Genomic DNA, 20,253 nt, shown 5'->3' with positions numbered 1-20,253 from the left:
CCGGATCTAACATTCCGCTCCCGGACGCCTTGTCCCCCTTAGGCCTCGGGGAGGGGCTCCAACTTCGTCGGGTCGACGACGCCCCAGTAGGCCGACTTCGCCTGGAGCCGGTCGTCGAAGAACAGCGGCGCCTCGTGCGGGCGCGACACGGGCCAGCTCCGCAGCCACGAGACCGCGTCGTACAGGCCCCACATCGTCACCGACTCCAGGTCGTCCGCGCGCTCGCGCAGCACCTCGAACAGCTCCTTGTAGTACCAGCCCTGCGCGACCAGCCGCTCCGGCGGCGTCGCGGGCAGGCTCTCGGTCATCTCGTTCGAGAGCGACACGTCGAGCTCCGTGACCGCCTGCAGCACACCGAGCTCGCGGAACAGGTCGATCGACTCGCCCAGCAGTGCCGGGTCGCGCCGGTAGTCCACATGCGCCTGGTGCCCGATGCCTTCGACCGGCGCGCCCTCGCACTTGAGGTGCTGCACCAGGTTGAACATCGCCTCCCGCTTGTCGGGGAACTCCGTGTTGTAGTCGTTGATGAACAGCTTCACGCTGCGCGGGAAGGCCTTCCGGGCGATCTTGAACGCCTTCTCGATGTACTTGGGCCCGCCGAAGATCTCGTACCAGCGCGAGTGGCGCAGCCCGTCGGGCTGCTCGGGGTCGACGACCTCGTTCACGACGTCCCACGCCCACACGCGGTCGCCGTAGTGCGCCGCGATCGCGTTGACGTGCTTCTCCAGGCGCTGCAGGATGAGCTGCTGGTGCGCGCGGGTGTTCTGCAGCGGCTCGCCGTTCGCGTCGAGGAACCACCAGGCCGGGGTCTGGTTGTGCCACAGCAAAGTGTGGCCCCAGATCTTCATGCCGTGGGCCTCGGCGAAGTCGACGATCTGGTCGGCCTTGGAGAAGTCGAAGACCCCTTCGACCCGCTGGATCGCGTCCGGCTTCATCTGGTTGCCGGTGGTGACCTGCGCGAAGTGCTTCGCGAGGAGTTCGGCGGGCTTGCCGGCCACCTCGGGCGGTTCGACGGCGCAGCCGAACGTGAAGTCGGCGGCGAGGAAGTCCTTGAGCGGCGGCAAGTCCTGGATCTCCGGTTCTGCGATGCGGGTGAGCGTGAAGTTGTCGAGGAGGATCGGGGTGAGGCTCGAGGCGGACTCGACGTAGAACTGGAGCCGGTCCGCGGCCTGGCTGATCGAGTACGTGCCGGAGAACTCGGTCCAGGCGGCGTCGGTGACGGCGGTGTTCCACTTGACGCCCTCGTAGTTCGAGGCGCCGCCCGCGTCGCGCTGCACGGTGGTGCGCAGGTCGGCGGCGGTCTCCCCTTCGGGCAGGCGCAGGTAGACCTTCAGCTGGTACCGGACGCCGACCTCGATGTGCGCGGTGATGTCGATGGCCGCGCCGTTCCAGGTGGCGGTGCGGCCGGTGATGAGGAGCCGCTGCTCGGGGTCGACGGCGACTGTGGCGGCGCCGCGGCCGGTCCAGCCTTCCGCGGTGCCCGAGGAGAAGTCGGTGGACAGGAGCAGGTCGTCGGCGTGCGCGGGACTCGCGGCGAGGGCGACGAACCCGGCCGGGAGGAGGGCGGCGCCGCCCGCGGCTGCGGCGGCCGTGAGCACGGAGCGGCGGCTCGCGGCAGGGGTGAGGGAGGGGTGGGACATGCGTTGCGCTCCTTTGCGAACGATAGGTCCGGCCGCTCCATCAGGGGGTCGAGGAGCGACCGGAGAGCACTTTGAGATTCCGAAACTCTCGGAAACTTTCATTCAAAGTATTGATATGTTACGATCCTCGCATCGGGGCTGTCAAGGCGCCGATAACCACTGCGGCGGAGATGTGAGGGGCTCTGCCGCAATGAAGAAAGGGGACCGGCCTGACGGCCGGTCCCCTCAAAACGTCGTAGCGGCTACTCGCCTGCGCTATTCACCCTCGGGCTGCTCGATGAGCGACTGGATGTACAGCGCCTCGCCGATCTTCTCGAGGATCTCCAGCTGCGTGTCCAGGTAGTCGATGTGGTGCTCCTCGTCCTCGAGGATGCTCTTGAAGAGGTCCCGCGAGACGTAGTCCTTGACCGCCTCCATGTGCTCGATGCCGCGCTTGAGGCGGTCGATCGCCTCCACCTCGATCAGGCGGTCGCACTCGAAGATCTCCTTGACCGTGGAGCCGATGCGCAGCGGGGACAGCCGCTGGTAGTTCGGCATGCCGTCAAGGAAGAGAATCCGGTCGGTCAGGACCTCGGCGTGGCGCATCTCGTCGATCGACTCGGACCTGGTGTACTTCGCGAGCTTGGTGTAGCCCCAGTTCTCCTGCAGCTTCGCGTGCAGGAAGTACTGGTTGATCGCGGTCAGCTCCGCCGTCAACTGCTCGTTGAGGAATTCGATGACCTGCTTGTCGCCCTGCATTGCAATCCGTCCTTCCCGGTCCGTCAAGTGCCGGCTCCGTGTCCGACGATCTCAGACTAGGACCAGGTGAGGGGGTATTTCCAGCCAGGAATGCCTAAAATAGGACAACCTATCCTAACGGAGGACATCCTAAAGCGTCCGTCATTTCCGTAGAATCCGGTGACTGAGGGAAGGCTTAGGCCGCCGCTGGCACTGAGGACGTGAAGTAGCTCTCGATCATGTCGACCAGGCGCTCATGGCAGGTGCCGCAGCTCGTGCCGGCGTCGCAGGCCTCGCCGATGGCCTCTTCAGTGTGCGCGCCAGCGCTGATGCAGTCACGGACCTCGGTCTCGTGAACTGCATGGCAGATGCAGGCGTACATGCACCGACCTCCGGGAAGGTAAGGCTCGACTAATGAAGGCATGCCTAACCTACCCTGCGTTTCGGGCGTTCGGCAACCCCCGAACCGGTGGATCACCCGAGCCCGAACGGGCGACCCGCGCCCCACCGGGCGCGGGCCGCACCGGTGCTATCGGACCAGCTCGCTGAGGACCTTCACGGCGTGCTCGATCCCGGCGTCGTCCACGTCGAGGTGGGTGAGCATGCGGCCCCAGTCGGGGCCGAGGACGGAGATCCTCACGCCCTGCTCGGCGGCGGCCTGCGCGACCTTCGCGATCTCGGGGATGCGCAGGAGCACGATGTTGGTCTCGACCTGGGCGGCCTCGCAGATGCCGAAGGGTTCGAGGGAGCGCGCGAGGCGCTTCGCACGCGTGTGGTCCTCGGCGAGGCGGTCGATGTGGTTGGCGAGGGCGTAGCGCCCGGCCGCGGCGAGGAACCCGGCCTGGCGCATGCCGCCGCCGAGGCGCTTGCGGATGACGCGGCCGCGCTGGGCGCGTTCGGCATCGGTGATGAGCAGCGAGCCGACGGGCGCGCCGAGGCCCTTGGAGAGGCAGACGGAGACGGTGTCGAAGAGGGCGCCGTACTCGTGGAGCGGAACGCTGTGGGCGGCGTGGGCGTTCCAGATGCGGGCGCCGTCGAGGTGGAGGCCGAGGCCGTAAGCGTCGGCGAGGGCGCGCAGGGCGCGGAGCTCCTCGATCGGCTGGACGGTGCCGCCGCCGATGTTGTGGGTGTTCTCGACGGCGATGGCGCGCGTGACGGTCACGTAGGGGTTGGGGCGGTTGATCATCGGTTCGATGAGCGCGGTGTCGAGGCGGCCGTTCGGGGCGGACCAGGTGCGGGTGGAGATGCCGCCGAGCGCGGCGGCGGCGCCCATCTCGAAGTTGACGACGTGGGCCTTGACGTCGCAGAGCAGTTCGTCGCCGGGAGGGACGAGGAGCTGCAGGCCGATCTGGTTGGCCATGGAGCCGGTCGGGGTGAAGACGGCGGCTTCCTTGCCGAAGAGCGCGGCGGCTTCGGCTTCGAGGGCGTTGACGGACGGGTCTTCGCCGTACACGTCGTCGCCGACGTCGGCGCTGGTCATGGCGGCGAGCATGGCCGGGGTCGGCCGGGTCACGGTGTCGGAGCGGAGATCGACGATCATGGGCCGACCCTAACGCGGTCAGGTCCGGTCGCGGACGAGCCCTTCGAGGACGAGGCCGAGCAGCTGCGTCCGGGCCCGCTCGGGCGCCCAGTCGTGGTGGCGGCGCAGGTGCACGTAGGGCCAGCACACGGTGTTGAAGACGAGGTCGGCGGCTTCCTCGGCGTCGGTCTGGGGCGTGAGGGTGCCGTCGGCGGCGCCGTCGAGGATGATGCGCACGAGCGGTGAGACGACGTCCTCGCCGGGTTCTGGGAACAGGCCGGTCTCGTGGAACGCGGTGTCGAAGGCGGTGAGGAGCGCGAGGTGGCGGTCGAAGACCGCGCACATGGTCTCGAGCGCGAGGCGGAGGCGGTCGCGGGCGGTGCCAGTGGCGGTGAGGACCGGCCACAGCGATGCGCGGTAGTCGGTGATGAGGCGGCGCACGAGGGCCTTGCGCAGTTCCTCCTTGCCGCCGACCTGGCGCCAGAGGGTGGCGCGGGAGACGCCGGCGCGGTCGGCCACGTCGCCGAGGGTGAGCCGGTCCCAGCCGGTCGTCCCGATCACGTCGGCGGCGGCGTCCAGCAGCTTCTCGTCCATCGGGCCCCCTTCTCGCGGCGCCACACCCCGTGAAACACCGTGTTGCATATTCTGTAACGGTCGGTATCATCATGGCATGTCCCTTCGGAACCACCTGGTCGACACCACCCCATTGCGGATCAGCCGCGACTTCCGCTGGCTCTACATCGGCCGCACCGGGCTCCTGGTGGGCGCCATGCTCACCGAGACGGCCCTGATCTGGCAGATCTGGCAGCTCAGCGGCTCGAACCTGGCCGTCGGCGCGGCCGCCGCCTCGGGCGGCGTCGGCATCGTCATCGGGCTCCTCGTCGGCGGCGTGCTCGCCGACCGGTTCGACCGGCGGCGCATCCTCGTCACCGTCCGGGTGCCGGGGCTCCTGGTCTCGGTGGCGCTCCTGGTGAACGCCCTCCAGGACGAGCCGCTGCTGTGGTTCCTGTTCGCGGCCGTCGTCGCCGACACCTTCCTCGCCGGGCTCAGCATCCCGGCCTCGTTCGCGGCCGTCCCGTCCCTCGTCGGCCAGGAGAACGTCGCCAGCGCCTCGGCCCTGAACGGCCTCACGGGCCAGCTCACGGGCGTCGCCGGTCCGGCCCTCGCGGGCGTGGTGATCGCGGCCGGCGGCACCGAGTGGTGCTACGGCCTCAACGTGCTCGGGTTCGTCGTGTTCGCGGTCGCGATGCTCTTCGTCGGGCCGATGCCGCCCGACCACGGCGGCGAGGACGACGCGGAGAAGGACTCGTACTCGCTGAAGGACGCGTTCGCGTTCGTGCGGCGCAACAAGGTCGTGGCCGGAGTGCTGCTCATCGACATCATGCCGATGCTGTTCGCGTACCCGAAGGGCCTGTTCCCGGCACTCGCGACCGAGCAGTTCCACGGCGGGTCGGTGGCGTTCGGGCTGCTCTCGGCGGCCGCCGGGGTCGGCGCGTTCCTGGCCGCCGCGTTCAGCGGGAAGGTCGTGAAGAGCAGGCGGCCCGGCACGGTCGTCATCATCGCGGCGAGCCTGTGGGGCGCGGCCATGGTCGGACTCGCGCTGTCGCCTTGGCTCGCACTCGGACTCGTGTTCCTGGCGATCTCCGGCGCGAGCGACCTCGTCTCCGAGGTGCTGCGCACGGGCCTGCTCCAGAACCACACCCCGGACCGGCTGCGCGGACGCGTCACGAGCCTGTGGCTCGCGCAGGCGACCGTGTCCCCCGCGCTCGGCAACCTGCAGGCCGGGGCGCTCTCGGGCCTCTTGGGCCTCGGCGGCGCGATCCTCGCGGGCGGCGTCGCCTGTGTCGCGGGGGTGGCGGTCGTCGGCTGGAAGCTCCCGGCGTTCCGGCGCGCGCCCATGGAGGCCCCGCAGCCGGAGGCCGCAGCGGTCTGAGGAGGCGCCGTCTAGTAGGGGTTGTCGCCGTTGCCGATGCCGAGCACCGGCAGGTACATCCGCTCGCCGTCGGCGGTGAAGCCGTCGTAGACGATGTCGAACAGGTCCTGGATGCCGAAGGCCCGCAGGGCGTCCACCATCATGTGGGCGGCCTGGTTGGTGGCGGTGCGGTCGGTCGAGTTGAAGCTGCGCGACCAGTTCGGCTGCGTCCCGCTCGGGGCGCGGAAGCCCATGCTCGGCAGGTTCGACAGGCCCGAGCGCCAGGCGCCGCTCACGGCGGCGCTGGCCTCGACGCGCAGGCCGCCGTCGACGAACGCGGCGACGTACCTAGCGGACCAGTCGCCGGTGCGCAGCAGCACCGTCCCGGCGGTGTCGACCACGGGCACGTCGGCGGACATGTCGGCCAGGAGCGAGGAGAGCCGCTCGGTGAACTCGCCCATGTCGGTGCAGGCGGGCTCGGGCGGGCGCTGGCCGGTGCGGGCGTAGGCGGCCCAGCCGGAGACGTCGCCCTTGCCGACCGCGTGCGCTTCGAGCTGCTCGAACAGCTCGGGCGAGAGCAGGCGCAGCGTGACGCCGCCGTGGAAGCGGCGCAGGTGCAGCTCGAAGATGAGGCCGTCGCGGTACCAGCGGATCCAGGGGCCGCCGTCGCCGCCGCGGATCTCGGGGGCGCCGAGCTCGCTCATCATGGTGCGCAGCACTTCGCGGAAGATGAGGGTGCGGTGCTGCTCGCCCTGGCGGCCGCGTTCGGCCGAGCGCAGGACCATGACCTCGATGGAGTAGAAGTCCGCGCGGCCCGCGACCGGAGTCTGGGGCGGGACCGAGTCCGCGATGGCGTTGCCGGTGTCGTAGCCGGTCTCGGCACGCCACATGCCGATGTCGACCTCTGCAGAGCGCACCTGCCAGCCGAGGTCGGTCATGGCGCGCTGCAGGTCCGCCTTGTTCCAGCGCCCGAAGTCGGTCTTTCTGGCCCGGCGGAGCAGGTCGACGAGTTGCGCTTCACTGATCCGGTGTGTGCCGAGCATCCGTTACCGTGCCAATCCGTCCGTAGGTGGGGCTGCGGGCGAAGCCCGGCGTGCCACTGCGGTTAGGGTAGCCTTGCCTGCGGTAGCGGGTCGAGAGGTGAGGGTTGGCAGTTGTCCGATACTGTGCGGCAAGACACGCTTGTCAGCCTACTAGGCGGCAAGCGCGGGGCTTTCGACGCCACCGCCCCGGTGGTGGTGTTCATCCTCACCTGGATGCTCACCGGTAACTCGATCGCTTGGGCCGCTGGGGCTTCACTGCTCTCGGCGGGGTTGATCGCGATCGTGCGGCTGCGGCAGCGGAAGAAGCCCCGGGCCGTCATCCTCGGGCTCCTCAGCGTCGCCGTCGCCTGCCTCATCGTCCTCTACACCGGACGCGCGCAGGACATCCTCCTCCCCCGCATCGTCTCCAACGCCGCCAGCGCCCTCGTCTGGGCCGGCTTCATCGTCTTCCGCCGCCCGCTCCTCGGCCTCATCGTCGGCGGGCTCCTGGGCCAGAAGACCCGCTGGCGCCGCGACCCCGACCTGCTGCGCGCCTACAGCGCCGCGTCCTGGGTCTGGGTGGCGATGTACGCCCTCCGCGTCGCGATCCTCACCCCGTTCTGGAACAGCGAGGAGGAGCGCCTCGCCGTGGTCGCGGGCGGCGTCGCCCAGGTCGCCCTCTCCTGGCCCCTCCTCGTCCTCTGCCTCATCGTCAGCGGCTGGGTCATCCGCGCAGTCCTCCCCAAAAACCACCCCGGCATCCGCCACCCCAGAGACCCGGCAGCCGCCGCAGAACCGGAACCGACCGCCCCGTAACCCGGTTCCCTTCCGCCCCACACGGAACGAAGACCAGTCGGCTTCCCGACACCACGCGTTTCAGCCTGATGATCGCCACGCGAGCACTCATACACTCGACTGGTATGGAGAGCCCGCATCAAGTTCTTTGGAGTCCGCTCCTCAGCGATGAGGACCAGGATGCACTCAAGCCGGAAGCGCACGTGGTCACATACCCCAAGGGCTCGACCCTGGTGAAGGCCGGCGAGCACTCCGACTACGTCGTCTACCTCCGCTCCGGACATGTGAAGTCATGTACGCAGGACCCCCGAGCGATCTTCGGCATCCACGGCCCAGGCTCGATGATGGGCGAGCTCGCTCCGCTCACAGGCGAGCCGAGGTGTGCAGACTTGGTCGCACTGACCCCGATAGTTGTACTGCACATTCCCGGCGATGTGTTCCTCAAGCTGCTCGAGTCAAACCCGCAGCTTCACCTTGCGCTGACGCGCCGACTCGCGAAACGGGTCCGCGAGCTGGGTGAAGTCCAGGAAGAGTCATTCCTGACGAGTGAGCGGCGACTCGCCCGGGCTCTACTCAGAATCATCGATTCGGGCATCGGAACAGAGGGCAAGAACGGTTTGATGATCGCCGGTTTCAACCAGTCCGACCTCGCCGACCTGGCCCGCCTCTCGCGCGAATCGGTCTCAGGCGTGCTCAAACAATTCAAGGCCCGCGGCACCGTCTCGACCGGACGAGAGCGCTTCACCATTCACGACATCTCCGCAATCGAAGCGCTCGCCATGCGCCGCGATCGCTCGCTTCTCTAGCACTTGAACGGACCAATCCACTCGCTCAAAGCAATCGGCAGACGGGAACCCGCCGCAGTGAACAGAATCCGGGGAGAGGTCTACAACGGCCTCAAGCTGATCGACCTGCTCCGCTCGCATGTCCCGGTGGACTTCGATCCCAACGAATTTCTCATCGCAGGCAGCGGACGCCTTTGGGCGGGAGGCATCACCTCCTGCCTGTCCGACCTCGACCTCCTAGTCCGGCCGGGCAGCGAAACCTGGCGGCGGGCAATGGAGCTCGCATTCGAGCACGCAATGATCTTCGACGCTGCGCCGTTGCGGTCGAGCATGTACACCGGAGACAAGATCGCTCGGCTGTACGGCGGCCTGATTGAAGTCTGCCAAACCTGGCTCGTGCCAGGCAGCGACACCGAGGCGCTACTCGGCCGGGCCGAATACATCGATGGCTTGAAGTATCTCCCCATGTCAGAGGTTATCTCGTACAAGCGCTGGCTCAATCGGGAGAAGGACCGAGCCGATCTCATTGTGATCCGCCACTACCGCGACAGCCGCTGACCGACCTCGCTACTCCTCTCACAACTTCGCAATGCCGTTCAACGCAAGTACCTATCGAAGGAGGTCACCGTGGTCACCCCACCTCCCGAGGTCGCCAGGACCGCACTCGACGAGATCTACCGGCAGATCGACCACGCTCGTGTCAACGTGTCCCACGCTGACACGAAGGCGGCGTTGTTGGCCGCAGGGGCCATTCCCATCACGGCGCTGCTGCTTGCGGCGCCCTCGTTAACTGAGCACATCAGCATTTCGAGCGTCCTCGGATGGTCGGGCGCGGCAACCATGCTCGTCGGCATCGGCTTCCTGGGGGCCGCAGTTTGGCCGCGGCTTGCGGGGCGCACTGGAATCCGGTTCGGCGCCCACCACACCCCGGACGAGATCGTCGAGTCGACCACACGGTATTCACAGGAACCCGAGCAGCAGCTGTCCGACGCGGCCGAGGAACTGTCGATGCTCGCCACGCTTGCTCTCGACAAATTCCGTAAGGTGCGGGCGGCCATGATCTGCTTCGCCATCGCCGCGCCGCTCATGGCCATAGCCGCGATTGGGTTCGCCGTGTCTGGCTGATCCCTGTAGACCCGGTCAGACCATGAAGCCGGCGGGACGGTCGTCCAGGGCCGCGAGCATGGCGCTTCAGGCTTCTCGGATCACCGCGCATTCGCCGGGTTGCAGGGGGTGTCCGTCGGTCCAGTCTTCTCCTGTGAGGAGGTTTCGACCCTTCGCGGGGATCGGTACCGGGTGTTTGCCGTGGTTGATCGCGAAGGCGTAGGTCGTGCCGTTGTCGTGTGAGCGGCGGACCAGTTCGAGGCCTTCGGGTAGGTCTGACGCGATGCCGAGGTCAGCGAGGAACGGGTCGAGGTCGGCGAGGCGGGTGGCGAGGTACCAGACTTCGCCGCGGCCGAGCTTGCGGCGGAAGACGGCCCCGGTCTCGGGATAGTCCTTGAAGGACACGACGGTCTCGGCGTCGACCGCGTGCGTGACCTCGGACCAGGTCTCGCCTTCCCAGCCGTTCTCCAGGGAGACCTTGTCGCCCTGCTGGATCGGGACGAACTCCTCGACCCGGATGCCCATGAGGCCGCCGAGGGCGCCCGGCAGGCCCGGGTGGACGCGGTCGTTCGAGTCGACGATGCCGGAGTAGGGGCCGACGACGAGGGTGCCGCCGTTTTCCACGTACGCGCGCAGAGCGGTGTCGTCGTCGAGGAGGTACAGGTGCGGCGCGAAGACGTACTCGTAGCCGCTCAGGTCCCACTCGGGGTTGGCGAGGTCGGTGGTGACGCCGCGGCGCCACAGGGCCGCGTGCCAGCGCCGCAGTTCCGGGTACGTGTCCATGTCGGCGGAGGGCTGACCGGGGGTGTTCGCGGCCCAGCAGGAGTTGAAGTCGAGGAGGATCGCGGCGCGGGAGTCCACTGTCGAGCCTTTGATCTCGGCGAGGTCTTTGAGCCAGGCGCCGAACTGCTTGACTTCGCGGAAGACCTTGGTGTCGGTGCCGCCGTGGGGGACCATCGCGGAGTGGTAGCGCTCGGCGCCGTAGCGGGAGGCCCGCCACTGGAAGAACATGGCGCCTTCGGAGCCTCGGGCCACATAGGAGAGTGAGTGGCGGAGGAGGTCGCCGGGGCGCTTGGCGAAGTAGCCGCGGCGCCAGGCGGAGGAGTTCGAGGACTGCTCCATGAGGAGCCAGGGGTCGCCGGCGGCGAGGCCGCGGGAGGCGTCGGCGCCGAACGCGGCCTGTTCGGGCCAGGCGATGTCGTCGTCGGGCAGGAGGTAGTGGTCGGTGGCGACGAGGCGGTTCGGGCCCGTCATGTGCTCGCCCCAGCGGTGGTAGTCGATGCCGCTGAAGTTGCCGGTGACCATGGCGTTCGTGGTTATGGGCTTGTCGGGGCTGTGCTGCTCGATCGCGGCGGCCTCGGAGCGGAAGAGCGCTAGGAGCGCGTCGGAGCTGAAGCGGCGGAAGTCGAGGACGAGGCCCGGGTTGGGGGTCTCGGCGCAGATGCGCGGCGGGAGGACCTGGGTCCAGTCGCTGTAGGTCTGGGACCAGAACGTGGTGCCCCACGCGGCGTTGAGGCCGTCGAGGTCGCCGTAGCGGGCCTGGAGCCAGGCGCGGAAGGCGTCGGCGGCGTAGTCGCAGGTGCAGGAGCGGTAGTACTCGTTGCCGACGTGCCACATGGCGAGCGCGGGGTGGTGCGCGTACCGCTCGGCGAGGCGGGTGGCCATGTCGACTACGGCCGCTTGGAAGACGGGGGCGTGCGGGCAGTATTCGGCGCGCGCGCCGGAGTTGAGGCGGATGCCTTCGGGGTTGACGGGCAGGGTCTCGGGGTGGGCCTGGGAGAACCACGGCGGCGGGGACGCGGTGGAGGTGGCGAGGTCGGCTTTGATGCCGCCTGCGGCGAGGAGGTCCATGATGGCGTCGAGCTGCGTGAAGTCCCACTCCCCCGGGCCGGGGTTGACGCTGGCCCAGGCGAAGATGTTGACGCTGACGAGGTTGACCCCGGCCTCCTGCATGAGGCGGACGTCCTCGTCCCAGACCTCGCGGGGCCACTGCTCGGGGTTGTAGTCGCCGCCGTAGGCGAGGCCGTTGAGGTGGGGGATGATGTCGGTGTTCCTATGTGCCACAGGTGATTCCTTCGGTGTTCGGCACGGTCGGGTGGTGGTACTCCGCGATTTGATAGCGCTTTCCGGCTATGGTCTGGTGGATTCTGCCTCCACGATCCCCTGCAAGTCAAGCGCTTCGCGGCGCACGCAGCGGGCGCCGTCTTCAAGCGGGATCGGGCCGTGCGAGCACCGGTCCTCCGCATAGGCGCAGCGGCGCGCGAACGCGCAGCCCGGCGGCGGGTTGGACGGGTCGGGCAGTTCGTCCGGGAGGAGGATGCGGCCCTTGCGGCCCTTCAGGGACGGGTCCGGGACCGGCACCGCCGACATGAGCGCCTCGGTGTACGGGTGCTGCGGGCGCTCATAGAGCGCGCCGGTCTCGGCGAGCTCGACGACCCGCCCGAAGTACATGACCGCGACCCGGTCGGCCAGGTTCTCCACGACGGAAAGGTCGTGCGAGATGAACAGGTAGGTCAGGCCGAACTCGGCCTGGAGTTCCCTGAGCAGGTTGAGGATCTGCGCGCGCACGGACACGTCGAGCGCGCTCACCGGCTCGTCCGCGACCACGAGTTCGGGCCCGACGATGAGCGCGCGGGCGATGTTGACGCGCTGGCGCTGCCCGCCGGAGAACGAGTGCGGGTACCGGTCCATGTAGTCGGGGCTGAGCCCGACGCGGCGCATCATCTCGGCGATCCGGTCCTCGAGCTCGGAACCGCGGGCCTCGCCTGTGGCGACGAGGGGGTCGCCGATGATCTGGCGCAGGTTCATGCGCGGGTTGAGCGAGGAGAACGGGTCCTGGAAGACCATGCGGATGCGCCGCCGTGACGCGGCCTGCTCGCGGCGGCTCATCTGGGTGAGGTCGCTGCCGTTGTAGCGCAGCGACCCGCTCGTGGCCTGCTGCGCGCCGACGATGGTGCGGCCGAGCGTGGTTTTGCCGCAACCGGACTCGCCGACCAGGCCGAGGGTCTCGCCTTTGTAGAGGGTGAGGTCGACGCCGGAGACGGCGTGGATCTCGACGGTGGGTCGCCCGAGGAGGTTGCGGCGCACAGGGAAGCGCACGTGGAGGTCGTCGATCTCCAGCAGCGGCTGTTGCTCGCTCATGCGGCGGCTCCTTCCGAGTCGGTGTACAGGACGCACTCGGCGGTTCGGCTGCCGAAGTCCACTTCGGGCGGCGCTTCGGCGTCGCACGTGCCCGCGATCGCCTCGGCGCAGCGCGGGTGGAACGAGCAGCCGTTCGGCCGGTGCAGCGGGTTCGGCACCGCGCCGGGGATCGTCGGGAGGTCCCGGCCCCGGTCGCGGCCGAGGACGGGCACCGAGGCGAGCAGGGCCTTCGTATACGGGTGCTTCGGGTCGGCGAAGAGCTCGTCCACACTGGCCCGTTCGACGACGCGGCCGAGGTACATGACCGCGACCTCGTCGGCGAGCTCGGCGACCACGCCGAGGTCGTGGGTGATGAACATGACCGCCATCTGGTGCTCGGCCTGGAGCGCGCGGAGAAGATCGAGGATGCGCGCCTGCGTCGTCACGTCCAGGGCCGTGGTCGGCTCGTCGGCGATGAGCAGGGACGGGTTGGCGCACAAGGCGATCGCGATCATGGCGCGCTGGCACATGCCGCCGGAGAGCTGGAACGGGTAGGCGTCGATCCGCTCGTGCGGCTTCGGGATGCCGACCTGGCCGAGCAGGTCGATGGCCTTCTCGCGGGCGGCCCGCTTGTCGAGGCCCGTGTGGATGCGGATGGTCTCGATCAGCTGCGCGCCGATGGTGCGCAGCGGCAGCAGCGAGGCCATCGGCTCCTGGAAGATCATGCCGATGTCGCCGCCGCGCAGTTTCGCGAGGCGTTTGTCCTTCACGTCGAGCGAGAGGATGTCGAAGGGCTCCTCGCCGCCGCGCCAGGTGATCTCCCCCGCGTCGATCGCGCCGGGGGTCTCGACCAGGCGCAGGATCGAGCGGGCCGTGACCGACTTGCCGCAGCCGGACTCGCCGACCACGCAGAGGGTCTTTCCAGCGTGGACGGTGAGGTCGACGCCGTCGACGGCCCGGACCTGGCCGTCGTAGGTCTTGAAACTGGTGTGCAGGCCCTTGATTTCGAGCAATGCGTCATTCATCGCGCCGCCTAATGCTTGTACGGGTCGGCGGCGTCGCGGAGGCCGTCGCCGACGAAGTTGAACGCCAGCACCACGAGCACCACGCACAGGCCCGGGATGAGCAGCCAAGGCGCGCCCGAGAGCACGCTCCACTTGCTCGCATCCTGGAGCTGTACGCCCCACGAGACGGCCGGCGGGCGCAGGCCCATGCCGAGCCACGACAGCGCGGTCTCGGCCAGGATCATGCCCGGGATCGACAGCGACAGCGCGGCGATGATGTGCGAGGAGAAGCTGGGCAGCATGTGCCGGAACATGATCCGGCCGTGGCTGGACCCGTCGAGGCGCGCCGAGGTCACGAACTCCTCGCTCCTGAGCGCGAGGAACCGCCCGCGCACCTCTCGGGCCAGGCCCGTCCAGGCGACGAGCGCGAGGATCGTGGTGATGATGAAGTACCGGCCCACCGGGCCCATCTGCGCCGGGAGCGCCGCCGCGAGGCCGAGCCACAGCGGGATCGACGGGACCGACATGATGAGCTCGATGACGCGCTGCACCGCGTTGTCGATCCAGCCGCCGAAGTAGCCCGAGACCGCGCCGAGCACGATGCCGAGCAGGAACGCCAGCATCACGCCGATGATGCCGACCGAGGCCGAGACGCGGGTGGCGTACACGACCTGGCTCAAGAGGTCCTGGCCGTCGGTCGTGGTGCCCCACAGGTACATCGGGTCCTCGGGGTCGACGGGCCCGAGGAGGTGCCGGTCCATCGGGATGAACCCGAACAGCTCGTACGCCTCGCCTTTGACGAAGAACCCGACGTCGATCCGGTCCTCAGGGTTCGGCTCGTACGTGATCCGCAGCGAGCGCGGGTCCTGTTCGGACGTGTAGCCGTCCACGTGGAGCCCGAAGCCGCTGTCGCTCCAGAGCTTGAGCACCTGCGGCGGCGCGGTCGTGTACTCCGAGTCGCGATGCCGTGCGTCGAACGGGGCCACGAACTCGCACAGCGCGATCACCACGAGCATCCCCGCGAGGAGCCAGGCCGAGACGAGCGCGAGCCGGTGCTTCTTGAAGGCCCACCACACGAGCTTGCGCTGCGGGGCCCGGGTGCGCACGGCCTCGGCGAGGTCGGCGGCGCCCTCTGATTCCTTCAGTGCCATCGGAACCTCACCTGTTGCCGAGTCGGATACGGGGGTCGAGCCAGCCGAGCAGCAGGTCCGATATGAGCGTGCCGATGACGGTGACGACGCTGAGGACCATGATCACCGACCCGGCCAGGTACATGTCCTGGGATTTCAACGCGCCCAAGAGGATCGGGCCGAGCGTCGGCAGGCTCAGGATCTGGCCGACGACGATGTCGCCGACCAGGAGCATCGGCAGCACCCACCCGATCGTGGAGACGAACGGGTTGAGCGCCACGCGCAGCGGGTAGCGGCGCAGCAGCGCCCCTTCGGGGACGCCGCGGGCGCGCGCCGCCGTCACGTACGGGCGGCGCAGCTCGTCGAGCAGGTTGTTGCGGATGATCCGCACCAGCCCCGCGACGCCGCCCGTGCCGATGACGACCATGGGAATCCACAAGTGGCCCAACAGGTCGAGGAGCTTCCCGAGGTTCCAGGACGCGTCGCACCACTCCGGCGAGCACAGTCCCGAAGGGACCGACCCGGCCCAGGTCACGCTGAAGTAGATGAACACCAGCGCGATCAGGAAGTTCGGGGTGGCGAGCCCGAGGAAGCCCACAGTGGTCACCGCGTAGTCCCCGATCGAGTGCTGCCGCACCGCCGAGTACACCCCGATCGGGAAGGCCATCGCCCACGTCACCAGGAGCGTGATGAGCGAGACCGCGATGGTCCAGCCCAGGCGCGGGGCGATGACGTCCTCCACGGGCTTCGAGTGCTCGAAGGACATGCCGAGGTCGCCGTGGAGGACGATCTGCGTGATCCAGTGCCAGTACTGGGCGAAGAGGTTCCCGTCCAGGCCGTAGCGCTGGCGCAGGTTCGCCACGTCGGCCTCGGTCAGGCCCTGGCCCATGACGTTGTACTTGGCCTGGAGCGCGGTCACGTAGTCGCCCGGCGGCAGGCTGATGATGACGAACACCACCAGCGAGATCGCGAGCAGGGTGGCCGCCATGTAGAGCGCGCGGCGGCCCAGGTATCGCACCACTGTGGACTCCCTATTCCTCTGCGGCCGCTGCTATTCCGACTCCAGCCACCACTGCTCGGGCGCGGCGGGCCCGGGCGTGCCGTAGGAGGGGTTCTCCGGCATGGGGCCGCCGAAGTTGTGCAGGCGCTTGGAGACGACCGCCCACGAGCCCTGGCCGCGGACGGTGCCGATCGCGTAGAACTGCTCCTTCGCGACGGCGAGGATCTGCTTGAAGATCTCCGCACGGGCGGCCGGGTCGGCCTCGGCGAGGAACTGGTCGTACAGGTCCTGCTGCTCGACGACGTGCGCGGGCGGGGGCTCGACCATCTCGTCGTCCTGGGCGCCCTTGAGGGTGTAGTGCGCCGACCACTGGCGGGCGAAGAGCGCGCCGCCGGAGGGCCCGCCGCACATGTACCACTGGACTGCGGTGGTCTCGTCGATGTAGCCGCCGTCGCCGGTCCACACGGTCAGGTCGTACTGGTTCTCGTCGATCCCGGCCTGCCAGTTCTCGCGGGGCTGGCCGTTGACGTGGAGGGTGACGCCGACGGCGGCCCACATGTCCTTGATCATGTCGAGCGCGTCGAGCCAGACGGTGCCGAGGAGGGCGTCGTCGGCCACCGTGGCGGTGAACTCGAGCGGGGTGCCGTCAGCCGAGGCGCGCACGCCTCCGGCGCCCGCGGCGTACCCGGCGGCGTCGAGGGTCTGGGCCGCGAGGTCGGGGTCGAACTCGAGGTACTGGGTCGCGAACGCCTCGTCGTAGAAGTCCGAGTCGGGCCTGGGGGCGGCCTGGCTCGGCTCGCCGACGCGGCTCCAGAGCACGTCGATGAGCTCCTGGCGGTTGATCGCGTGCGACATGGCGACGCGGAACTGCTTGTCCTGGAAGACCTTCCGCAGACCGGGGTCGGCGTGGTTCATGTTGAACGCGAGGTTCATGTCGCTCGAGTAGGTGCCTTCGAGCTCCACGATCGTGTAGCCCCCGGCCTCCTCGCCGTCGACGGCGTCGGCGCGGTGGGCGTTGTCGTTGAAGTGGCGCGAGTGGAACTCGTAGTCGCCGTTGACGGCGTGGGCGAACATCGTCTCGACGTCGGCGATGATGTTGAAGCGGACCTCGTCGAGGTACGGCAGCTGGCTGCCCTCTTCGTCCACCTTCCAGTAGTAGGGGTTGCGCTCGAAGAGGGCGTAGTCGGCGTCGGTGACCGGCTTCTTGCAGACCCACGGGAGCAGCGTCGGGAGGTCCGGGTTCTCCCACTGGAAGTTCCAGAGGTTGCCCAGGGCGGTGAAGCGCGCGACCCAGCCGTCGTAGCCCTCGGCGACGGCCTCGTCGTCGGCGGCGGGGTTGTAGGTGGGGTGGAACTGCTCCAGGTAGTGCCTGGGGTACATGGTGAAGCGCTGCCCGGCGACCCCGGCGGCCATGTCGTCGCGGAACAGGGGCTTGGGGCCGGTGAAGCGGACGATGAAGGTGTGGTCGTCGACGACCTCGAGCTCGGCGGGCGTGCCGTCCAGGCTGGAGAGCTCCGGCGGGACTGCGGCGGTGAGGTCGGCGTTGAGGTTGACGTCGGCGTAGGCGAACTCGACGTCCGAAGTGGTCAGCGGGGTCCCGTCGGACCACTTGACCCCTTCGCGGAGAGTGATGTGGAACTCGGAGGCGTCGGCGTTGGCCTCGAACGCGGAGGCGACGTTCATCCGGATCTCGGTCCAGTCGCGGGAGCGCTCGAGCAGGTGGCCGTCGTTGACCGTGCGCCACAGCCACGGCCCGTCGGAGGCGCCGGTGACGGCGCTGTTCCAGGTGCCGCCGTAGCGGCCCATGTCCTCGGCGACCTTGACGACGAGCGGTTCCTTCGGCAGGCGCTCCTCGACGGGCGGGAGGTCGCCGGCTTCGACGCGCTCGGCGAGCATCGGGGCTTCCTTGCCCTTGTCGCCGCCGCCTTCGCCGGAGTCGTTCTCGGTGGAGAAGAAGCTGCATCCGGCGGCGGACGCGGCGAGGGCGGCGCCGCCGGAGAGGACGAGGCCGCGGCGGCTGAGGGCGGGGTCGGGCCACTGGAGGTTCTTGGCGGACAGGCTGGAACGGGGCTGCTGAGTGCTCATCGGTGAGCGCTCCTTCCGGGTTCAGACGGCCGGGGGCCGGAGGGGGTGGTGGCGCGGCCCTGCACGGCCGCGCCGATTATCGAAACTATTTCCGGAAAAACTCCGGAAGTTACCGGTAATAGCGGTGAGGTTACGGCACCGCAAAATCGGGGTCAAGGCTGGTAAGTCGCCACGAAGGTCACGATAGCGTCACGATTGGCAATCGCATACAAGCTCATCACTACTGAACAAGTACTGAACAGTTTCGATTGTTTCGGTGATGCCCGCGATACTTAAGGCAGTGATGTCCATCGATGCAGCTAGGGGCGCTGGCGGTGGCTCGGCAGGCCCCGCTTGTACGCGTCCCAGAGGCTGCGGATCACGAAGATCTTCTCGTCGAGCTCGTCGTCGACCGAGAGGACGCGGCCCGAGTACGGGGCCTGGAGCCGCCACGGCTTCTGCTCGGGGTCGAGGAGGTAGACGACGGGCACGGTCCGGCTGGCGCGGCGCTCGGCCCGGATGTCGGCGATGTCGGTCCACGCGGCGAAGCGCTCGGTGTGCTTCTGGGAGGCGACGGCCTTGAGCGGGTGGATGCCGCGCTCGTCGAGCACGACCCCGCGGTTGCGCGCGCCCGCGTAGGCGACCCCGATAGCGACGGCGATCGCGAAGAGGAACAGCGCGAGCAGGGTGTAGTGGTACCAGTGGCCGACGGCGAGCATATAAGCGACGGCGGGGACGAGGGCGGCGACGAGCGAGAGGCCGGAGAGGAACAGCGCCCGGCCGAGCACCTGGCGCGTCGTCGGACGGAATGTGATCTTGACGGCCACGTCCACCCCCACCAGGCTTGTGCCGCTGCTGTTGAGGTGATCGTGCCACGTTCGGCGGGCACGTCAAGCGACAATCCGACAGAAACCGGACCGGCCACTTTGCGTCCCCCGCGCCCGGGTGTGTCAGGCTGGTGCCATGACGAGTACCGATGCCTCCACCGGTCCGATCCTCGGCGCCCAGCGGCGCGGCCGCAGGCTGCGGGTCCGCCGCCCGGCGGCGGTCACCGGCGCGGCCTTCGTCGCCTGGCTGACGGTGACGCCGCTGTCGGTGGCGCTCATCGTCGAGCGGCCCGTGTGGGGCGTGTTCTCGGCGGTCGTGGGGCTCGCGCTCCTGCTCGCGCCGGTCGCGGTCTCCATGTGGGCGTGGCGCTCCGGCATCGACGTCACCAGCGAGGGCATCTCCGTGCGCGGCATGTTCACCAGCCGCACGATCGCCTGGAAGCACATCGACGGCTTCGCCACTGGCAACGAGGGCGTGGCGGCCATATTGGACGACCAGTCCCAGGTCCGCCTCGACCCCCTCAAGCCCGAGAACCTCCCCCAGGTCCTGGAGATCGGCGGCCAGGAGCTCAAGTCCGAGGGGACCGAAGAGGACTAGTAGCCCTCGCTGACCACGTTCTCCAGGGGCCCGCCTGCGGCGAAGCGGCGGATCTGGGGGCCCACGGGGGCGTAGGCGCGGTCGAGTGTGCCGTCGACCGAAGCGCCCGCGTGCGGGGTGATGAGGGCGCCTTCGAGGTCCCACAGCGGGTGGTCGGCGGGCAGCGGTTCGGGGTCGACGACGTCGACGGCGCAGCGCAGGCGGCCCGAGGCGACCTCGGCGACGAGGGCGTCGGTGTCGACGATCGGGCCGCGCGCGGCGTTGACGAGCAGCGCGCCGTCCTTCATGCGGGACAGGAACTTCGCGTCCACGAGGCCGCGCGTGGCGTCGGTGAGCGGCAGGATCAGGATGACGATGTCGAAGTCCGGCAGGAGCGTCTCGATACGGTCGATCGGGTGGACGCCCGGGCGTTCGCGGCGCGCCACCTTCTCGACCTCGACGCCGAGCACGGTGAGCACGTCGGCGACCTTCTCGCCGATGTCGCCCGCACCGACGACCAGGGCCCGCTTGCCGACCGCGGTGGTCGTCCACTCGACTTTCCATTCGTGGCGGGTCTGCTTGCGCGCGAAGACGTCGAAGCCGCGCATGGAGGCGATGACCGCGCCGATCGTCCACTCGGCGGTGACACCGGTGTGGACGCCGCGCGCGTCGCACAGGACCACGCCGGGCGGGACGGCCGGGACCCAGACCTCGGCGCCCGCGCTGAGCAGCTGGATCGCTTTGAGGGAGGTCATGTCCCGCAAGGGGGTCGTGACCTTGGACTGGGCGAGGAACGGCGGGACCCAGAAGTCGAGGGAGGCCGGGTCGGAGGGGTAGTCGCCGCGCCCGTCGTAGACCTCGACCTCGACGCCTTCGGGAAGCGCGCCGAGCATGGCGCGCCCCTGCTCGTGTGCGATCCAAACCTTCACGGCGCATCCTCTCGGTCGGTGTCGCATATCCTATAGGATCTTGGGCGGGGGTTGGCGGCGGGCGAATCGGGGAACCGGTGGGGCGTGGAAAACAGCGCGTCAGCCGCG

The 20,253-nt window shown here is 68.9% G+C and carries 20 protein-coding genes; 6 read left to right on the top strand and 14 right to left on the bottom strand.

Going from position 1 to position 20,253, the window contains the following annotated elements:
- Positions 1 to 38 precede the first annotated feature (38 nt).
- The 5 genes from ACZ60M_RS00445 to ACZ60M_RS00425 form a co-directional block, all read right to left on the bottom strand.
- A complete protein-coding gene (locus ACZ60M_RS00445; RefSeq protein ID WP_465413184.1) occupies positions 39 to 1,640 on the bottom strand; it encodes an endo-1,4-beta-xylanase in 1,602 nt (533 codons plus the stop codon).
- Positions 1,641 to 1,895: 255 nt separating this feature from the next.
- Positions 1,896 to 2,378, bottom strand: a complete 483-nt coding sequence (bfr, locus tag ACZ60M_RS00440; RefSeq protein WP_465413183.1) for a bacterioferritin — start codon at positions 2,376 to 2,378, stop codon at positions 1,896 to 1,898.
- A 175-nt stretch (positions 2,379 to 2,553) separates the two neighbouring features.
- Positions 2,554 to 2,739: a (2Fe-2S)-binding protein gene (locus ACZ60M_RS00435; protein WP_465413182.1), complete on the bottom strand. Its 186-nt coding sequence runs from the start codon at positions 2,737 to 2,739 to the stop codon at positions 2,554 to 2,556.
- A 147-nt stretch (positions 2,740 to 2,886) separates the two neighbouring features.
- Entirely contained in the window at positions 2,887 to 3,894 is a 1,008-nt protein-coding gene (locus ACZ60M_RS00430; protein WP_465413473.1) for a threonine aldolase family protein, read from the bottom strand.
- Between the two features lie 21 nt (positions 3,895 to 3,915).
- The gene (locus ACZ60M_RS00425; RefSeq protein WP_465413181.1) at positions 3,916 to 4,470 is read right to left on the bottom strand and encodes a TetR/AcrR family transcriptional regulator; all 555 of its coding nucleotides are present in this window, start codon (positions 4,468 to 4,470) and stop codon (positions 3,916 to 3,918) included.
- Between the two features lie 76 nt (positions 4,471 to 4,546).
- Here ACZ60M_RS00425 and ACZ60M_RS00420 point away from each other — a divergent pair, with 76 nt between their 5' ends.
- Complete coding sequence (locus ACZ60M_RS00420; RefSeq protein ID WP_465413180.1) at positions 4,547 to 5,809, top strand: MFS transporter; 1,263 nt, start codon at positions 4,547 to 4,549, stop codon at positions 5,807 to 5,809.
- A gap of 11 nt (positions 5,810 to 5,820) precedes the next feature.
- On the opposite strand, the gene ACZ60M_RS00415 is transcribed toward ACZ60M_RS00420, so the two are convergent.
- Complete coding sequence (locus tag ACZ60M_RS00415; RefSeq protein ID WP_465413179.1) at positions 5,821 to 6,831, bottom strand: TY-Chap domain-containing protein; 1,011 nt, start codon at positions 6,829 to 6,831, stop codon at positions 5,821 to 5,823.
- A gap of 111 nt (positions 6,832 to 6,942) precedes the next feature.
- Between ACZ60M_RS00415 and ACZ60M_RS00410 the strand changes: the two genes are divergently transcribed.
- The 4 genes from ACZ60M_RS00410 (at position 6,943) to ACZ60M_RS00395 (ending at position 9,515) form a co-directional block, all read left to right on the top strand.
- Entirely contained in the window at positions 6,943 to 7,626 is a 684-nt protein-coding gene (locus ACZ60M_RS00410; RefSeq protein ID WP_465413178.1) for a DUF3159 domain-containing protein, read from the top strand.
- A 104-nt stretch (positions 7,627 to 7,730) separates the two neighbouring features.
- Positions 7,731 to 8,411, top strand: a complete 681-nt coding sequence (locus ACZ60M_RS00405; RefSeq protein WP_465413177.1) for a Crp/Fnr family transcriptional regulator — start codon at positions 7,731 to 7,733, stop codon at positions 8,409 to 8,411.
- A gap of 57 nt (positions 8,412 to 8,468) precedes the next feature.
- Positions 8,469 to 8,948 carry a hypothetical protein gene (locus ACZ60M_RS00400; protein ID WP_465413176.1) on the top strand — a complete coding sequence of 160 codons (480 nt, stop codon included), beginning with the start codon at positions 8,469 to 8,471 and terminating at the stop codon, positions 8,946 to 8,948.
- 69 nt (positions 8,949 to 9,017) lie between these two features.
- On the top strand, positions 9,018 to 9,515 hold the full coding sequence (locus tag ACZ60M_RS00395) for a Pycsar system effector family protein (RefSeq protein ID WP_465413174.1): 498 nt from the start codon (positions 9,018 to 9,020) through the stop codon (positions 9,513 to 9,515).
- A gap of 66 nt (positions 9,516 to 9,581) precedes the next feature.
- On the opposite strand, the gene ACZ60M_RS00390 is transcribed toward ACZ60M_RS00395, so the two are convergent.
- From ACZ60M_RS00390 to ACZ60M_RS00360, 7 genes are all read right to left on the bottom strand, one after another.
- A complete protein-coding gene (locus ACZ60M_RS00390) occupies positions 9,582 to 11,558 on the bottom strand; it encodes a beta-galactosidase (RefSeq protein WP_465413172.1) in 1,977 nt (658 codons plus the stop codon).
- 66 nt (positions 11,559 to 11,624) lie between these two features.
- Positions 11,625 to 12,635, bottom strand: coding sequence for an ABC transporter ATP-binding protein (locus ACZ60M_RS00385; RefSeq protein WP_465413171.1), 1,011 nt, complete (start codon positions 12,633 to 12,635; stop codon positions 11,625 to 11,627).
- Positions 12,632 to 13,639 (bottom strand): ABC transporter ATP-binding protein, encoded by a 1,008-nt coding sequence (locus ACZ60M_RS00380; RefSeq protein ID WP_465413169.1) that lies wholly within the window; start codon positions 13,637 to 13,639, stop codon positions 12,632 to 12,634. Before ACZ60M_RS00380 ends, ACZ60M_RS00385 begins: the two co-directional genes overlap by 4 nt.
- Before the next feature lie 8 nt (positions 13,640 to 13,647).
- Entirely contained in the window at positions 13,648 to 14,769 is a 1,122-nt protein-coding gene (locus ACZ60M_RS00375; protein ID WP_465413167.1) for an ABC transporter permease, read from the bottom strand.
- A gap of 7 nt (positions 14,770 to 14,776) precedes the next feature.
- Positions 14,777 to 15,769, bottom strand: coding sequence for an ABC transporter permease (locus ACZ60M_RS00370; protein ID WP_465413165.1), 993 nt, complete (start codon positions 15,767 to 15,769; stop codon positions 14,777 to 14,779).
- A 30-nt stretch (positions 15,770 to 15,799) separates the two neighbouring features.
- Complete coding sequence (locus ACZ60M_RS00365; protein WP_465413163.1) at positions 15,800 to 17,833, bottom strand: ABC transporter substrate-binding protein; 2,034 nt, start codon at positions 17,831 to 17,833, stop codon at positions 15,800 to 15,802.
- A 299-nt stretch (positions 17,834 to 18,132) separates the two neighbouring features.
- Complete coding sequence (locus ACZ60M_RS00360; protein ID WP_465413161.1) at positions 18,133 to 18,639, bottom strand: hypothetical protein; 507 nt, start codon at positions 18,637 to 18,639, stop codon at positions 18,133 to 18,135.
- 136 nt (positions 18,640 to 18,775) lie between these two features.
- Between ACZ60M_RS00360 and ACZ60M_RS00355 the strand changes: the two genes are divergently transcribed.
- On the top strand, positions 18,776 to 19,237 hold the full coding sequence (locus ACZ60M_RS00355; RefSeq protein WP_465413159.1) for a hypothetical protein: 462 nt from the start codon (positions 18,776 to 18,778) through the stop codon (positions 19,235 to 19,237).
- Here the strand turns inward: ACZ60M_RS00355 and ACZ60M_RS00350 are convergent.
- Complete coding sequence (locus ACZ60M_RS00350) at positions 19,234 to 20,145, bottom strand: 2-hydroxyacid dehydrogenase (protein ID WP_465413157.1); 912 nt, start codon at positions 20,143 to 20,145, stop codon at positions 19,234 to 19,236. The genes ACZ60M_RS00355 and ACZ60M_RS00350 overlap by 4 nt on opposite strands.
- Between the last annotated feature and the right edge of the window lie 108 nt (positions 20,146 to 20,253).

This window comes from Glycomyces sp. NPDC050141, from assembly GCF_055586545.1.
The sequence above is the reverse complement of the archived record's forward strand: the minus strand, read 5'-3'. Positions and strand labels throughout refer to the sequence as shown.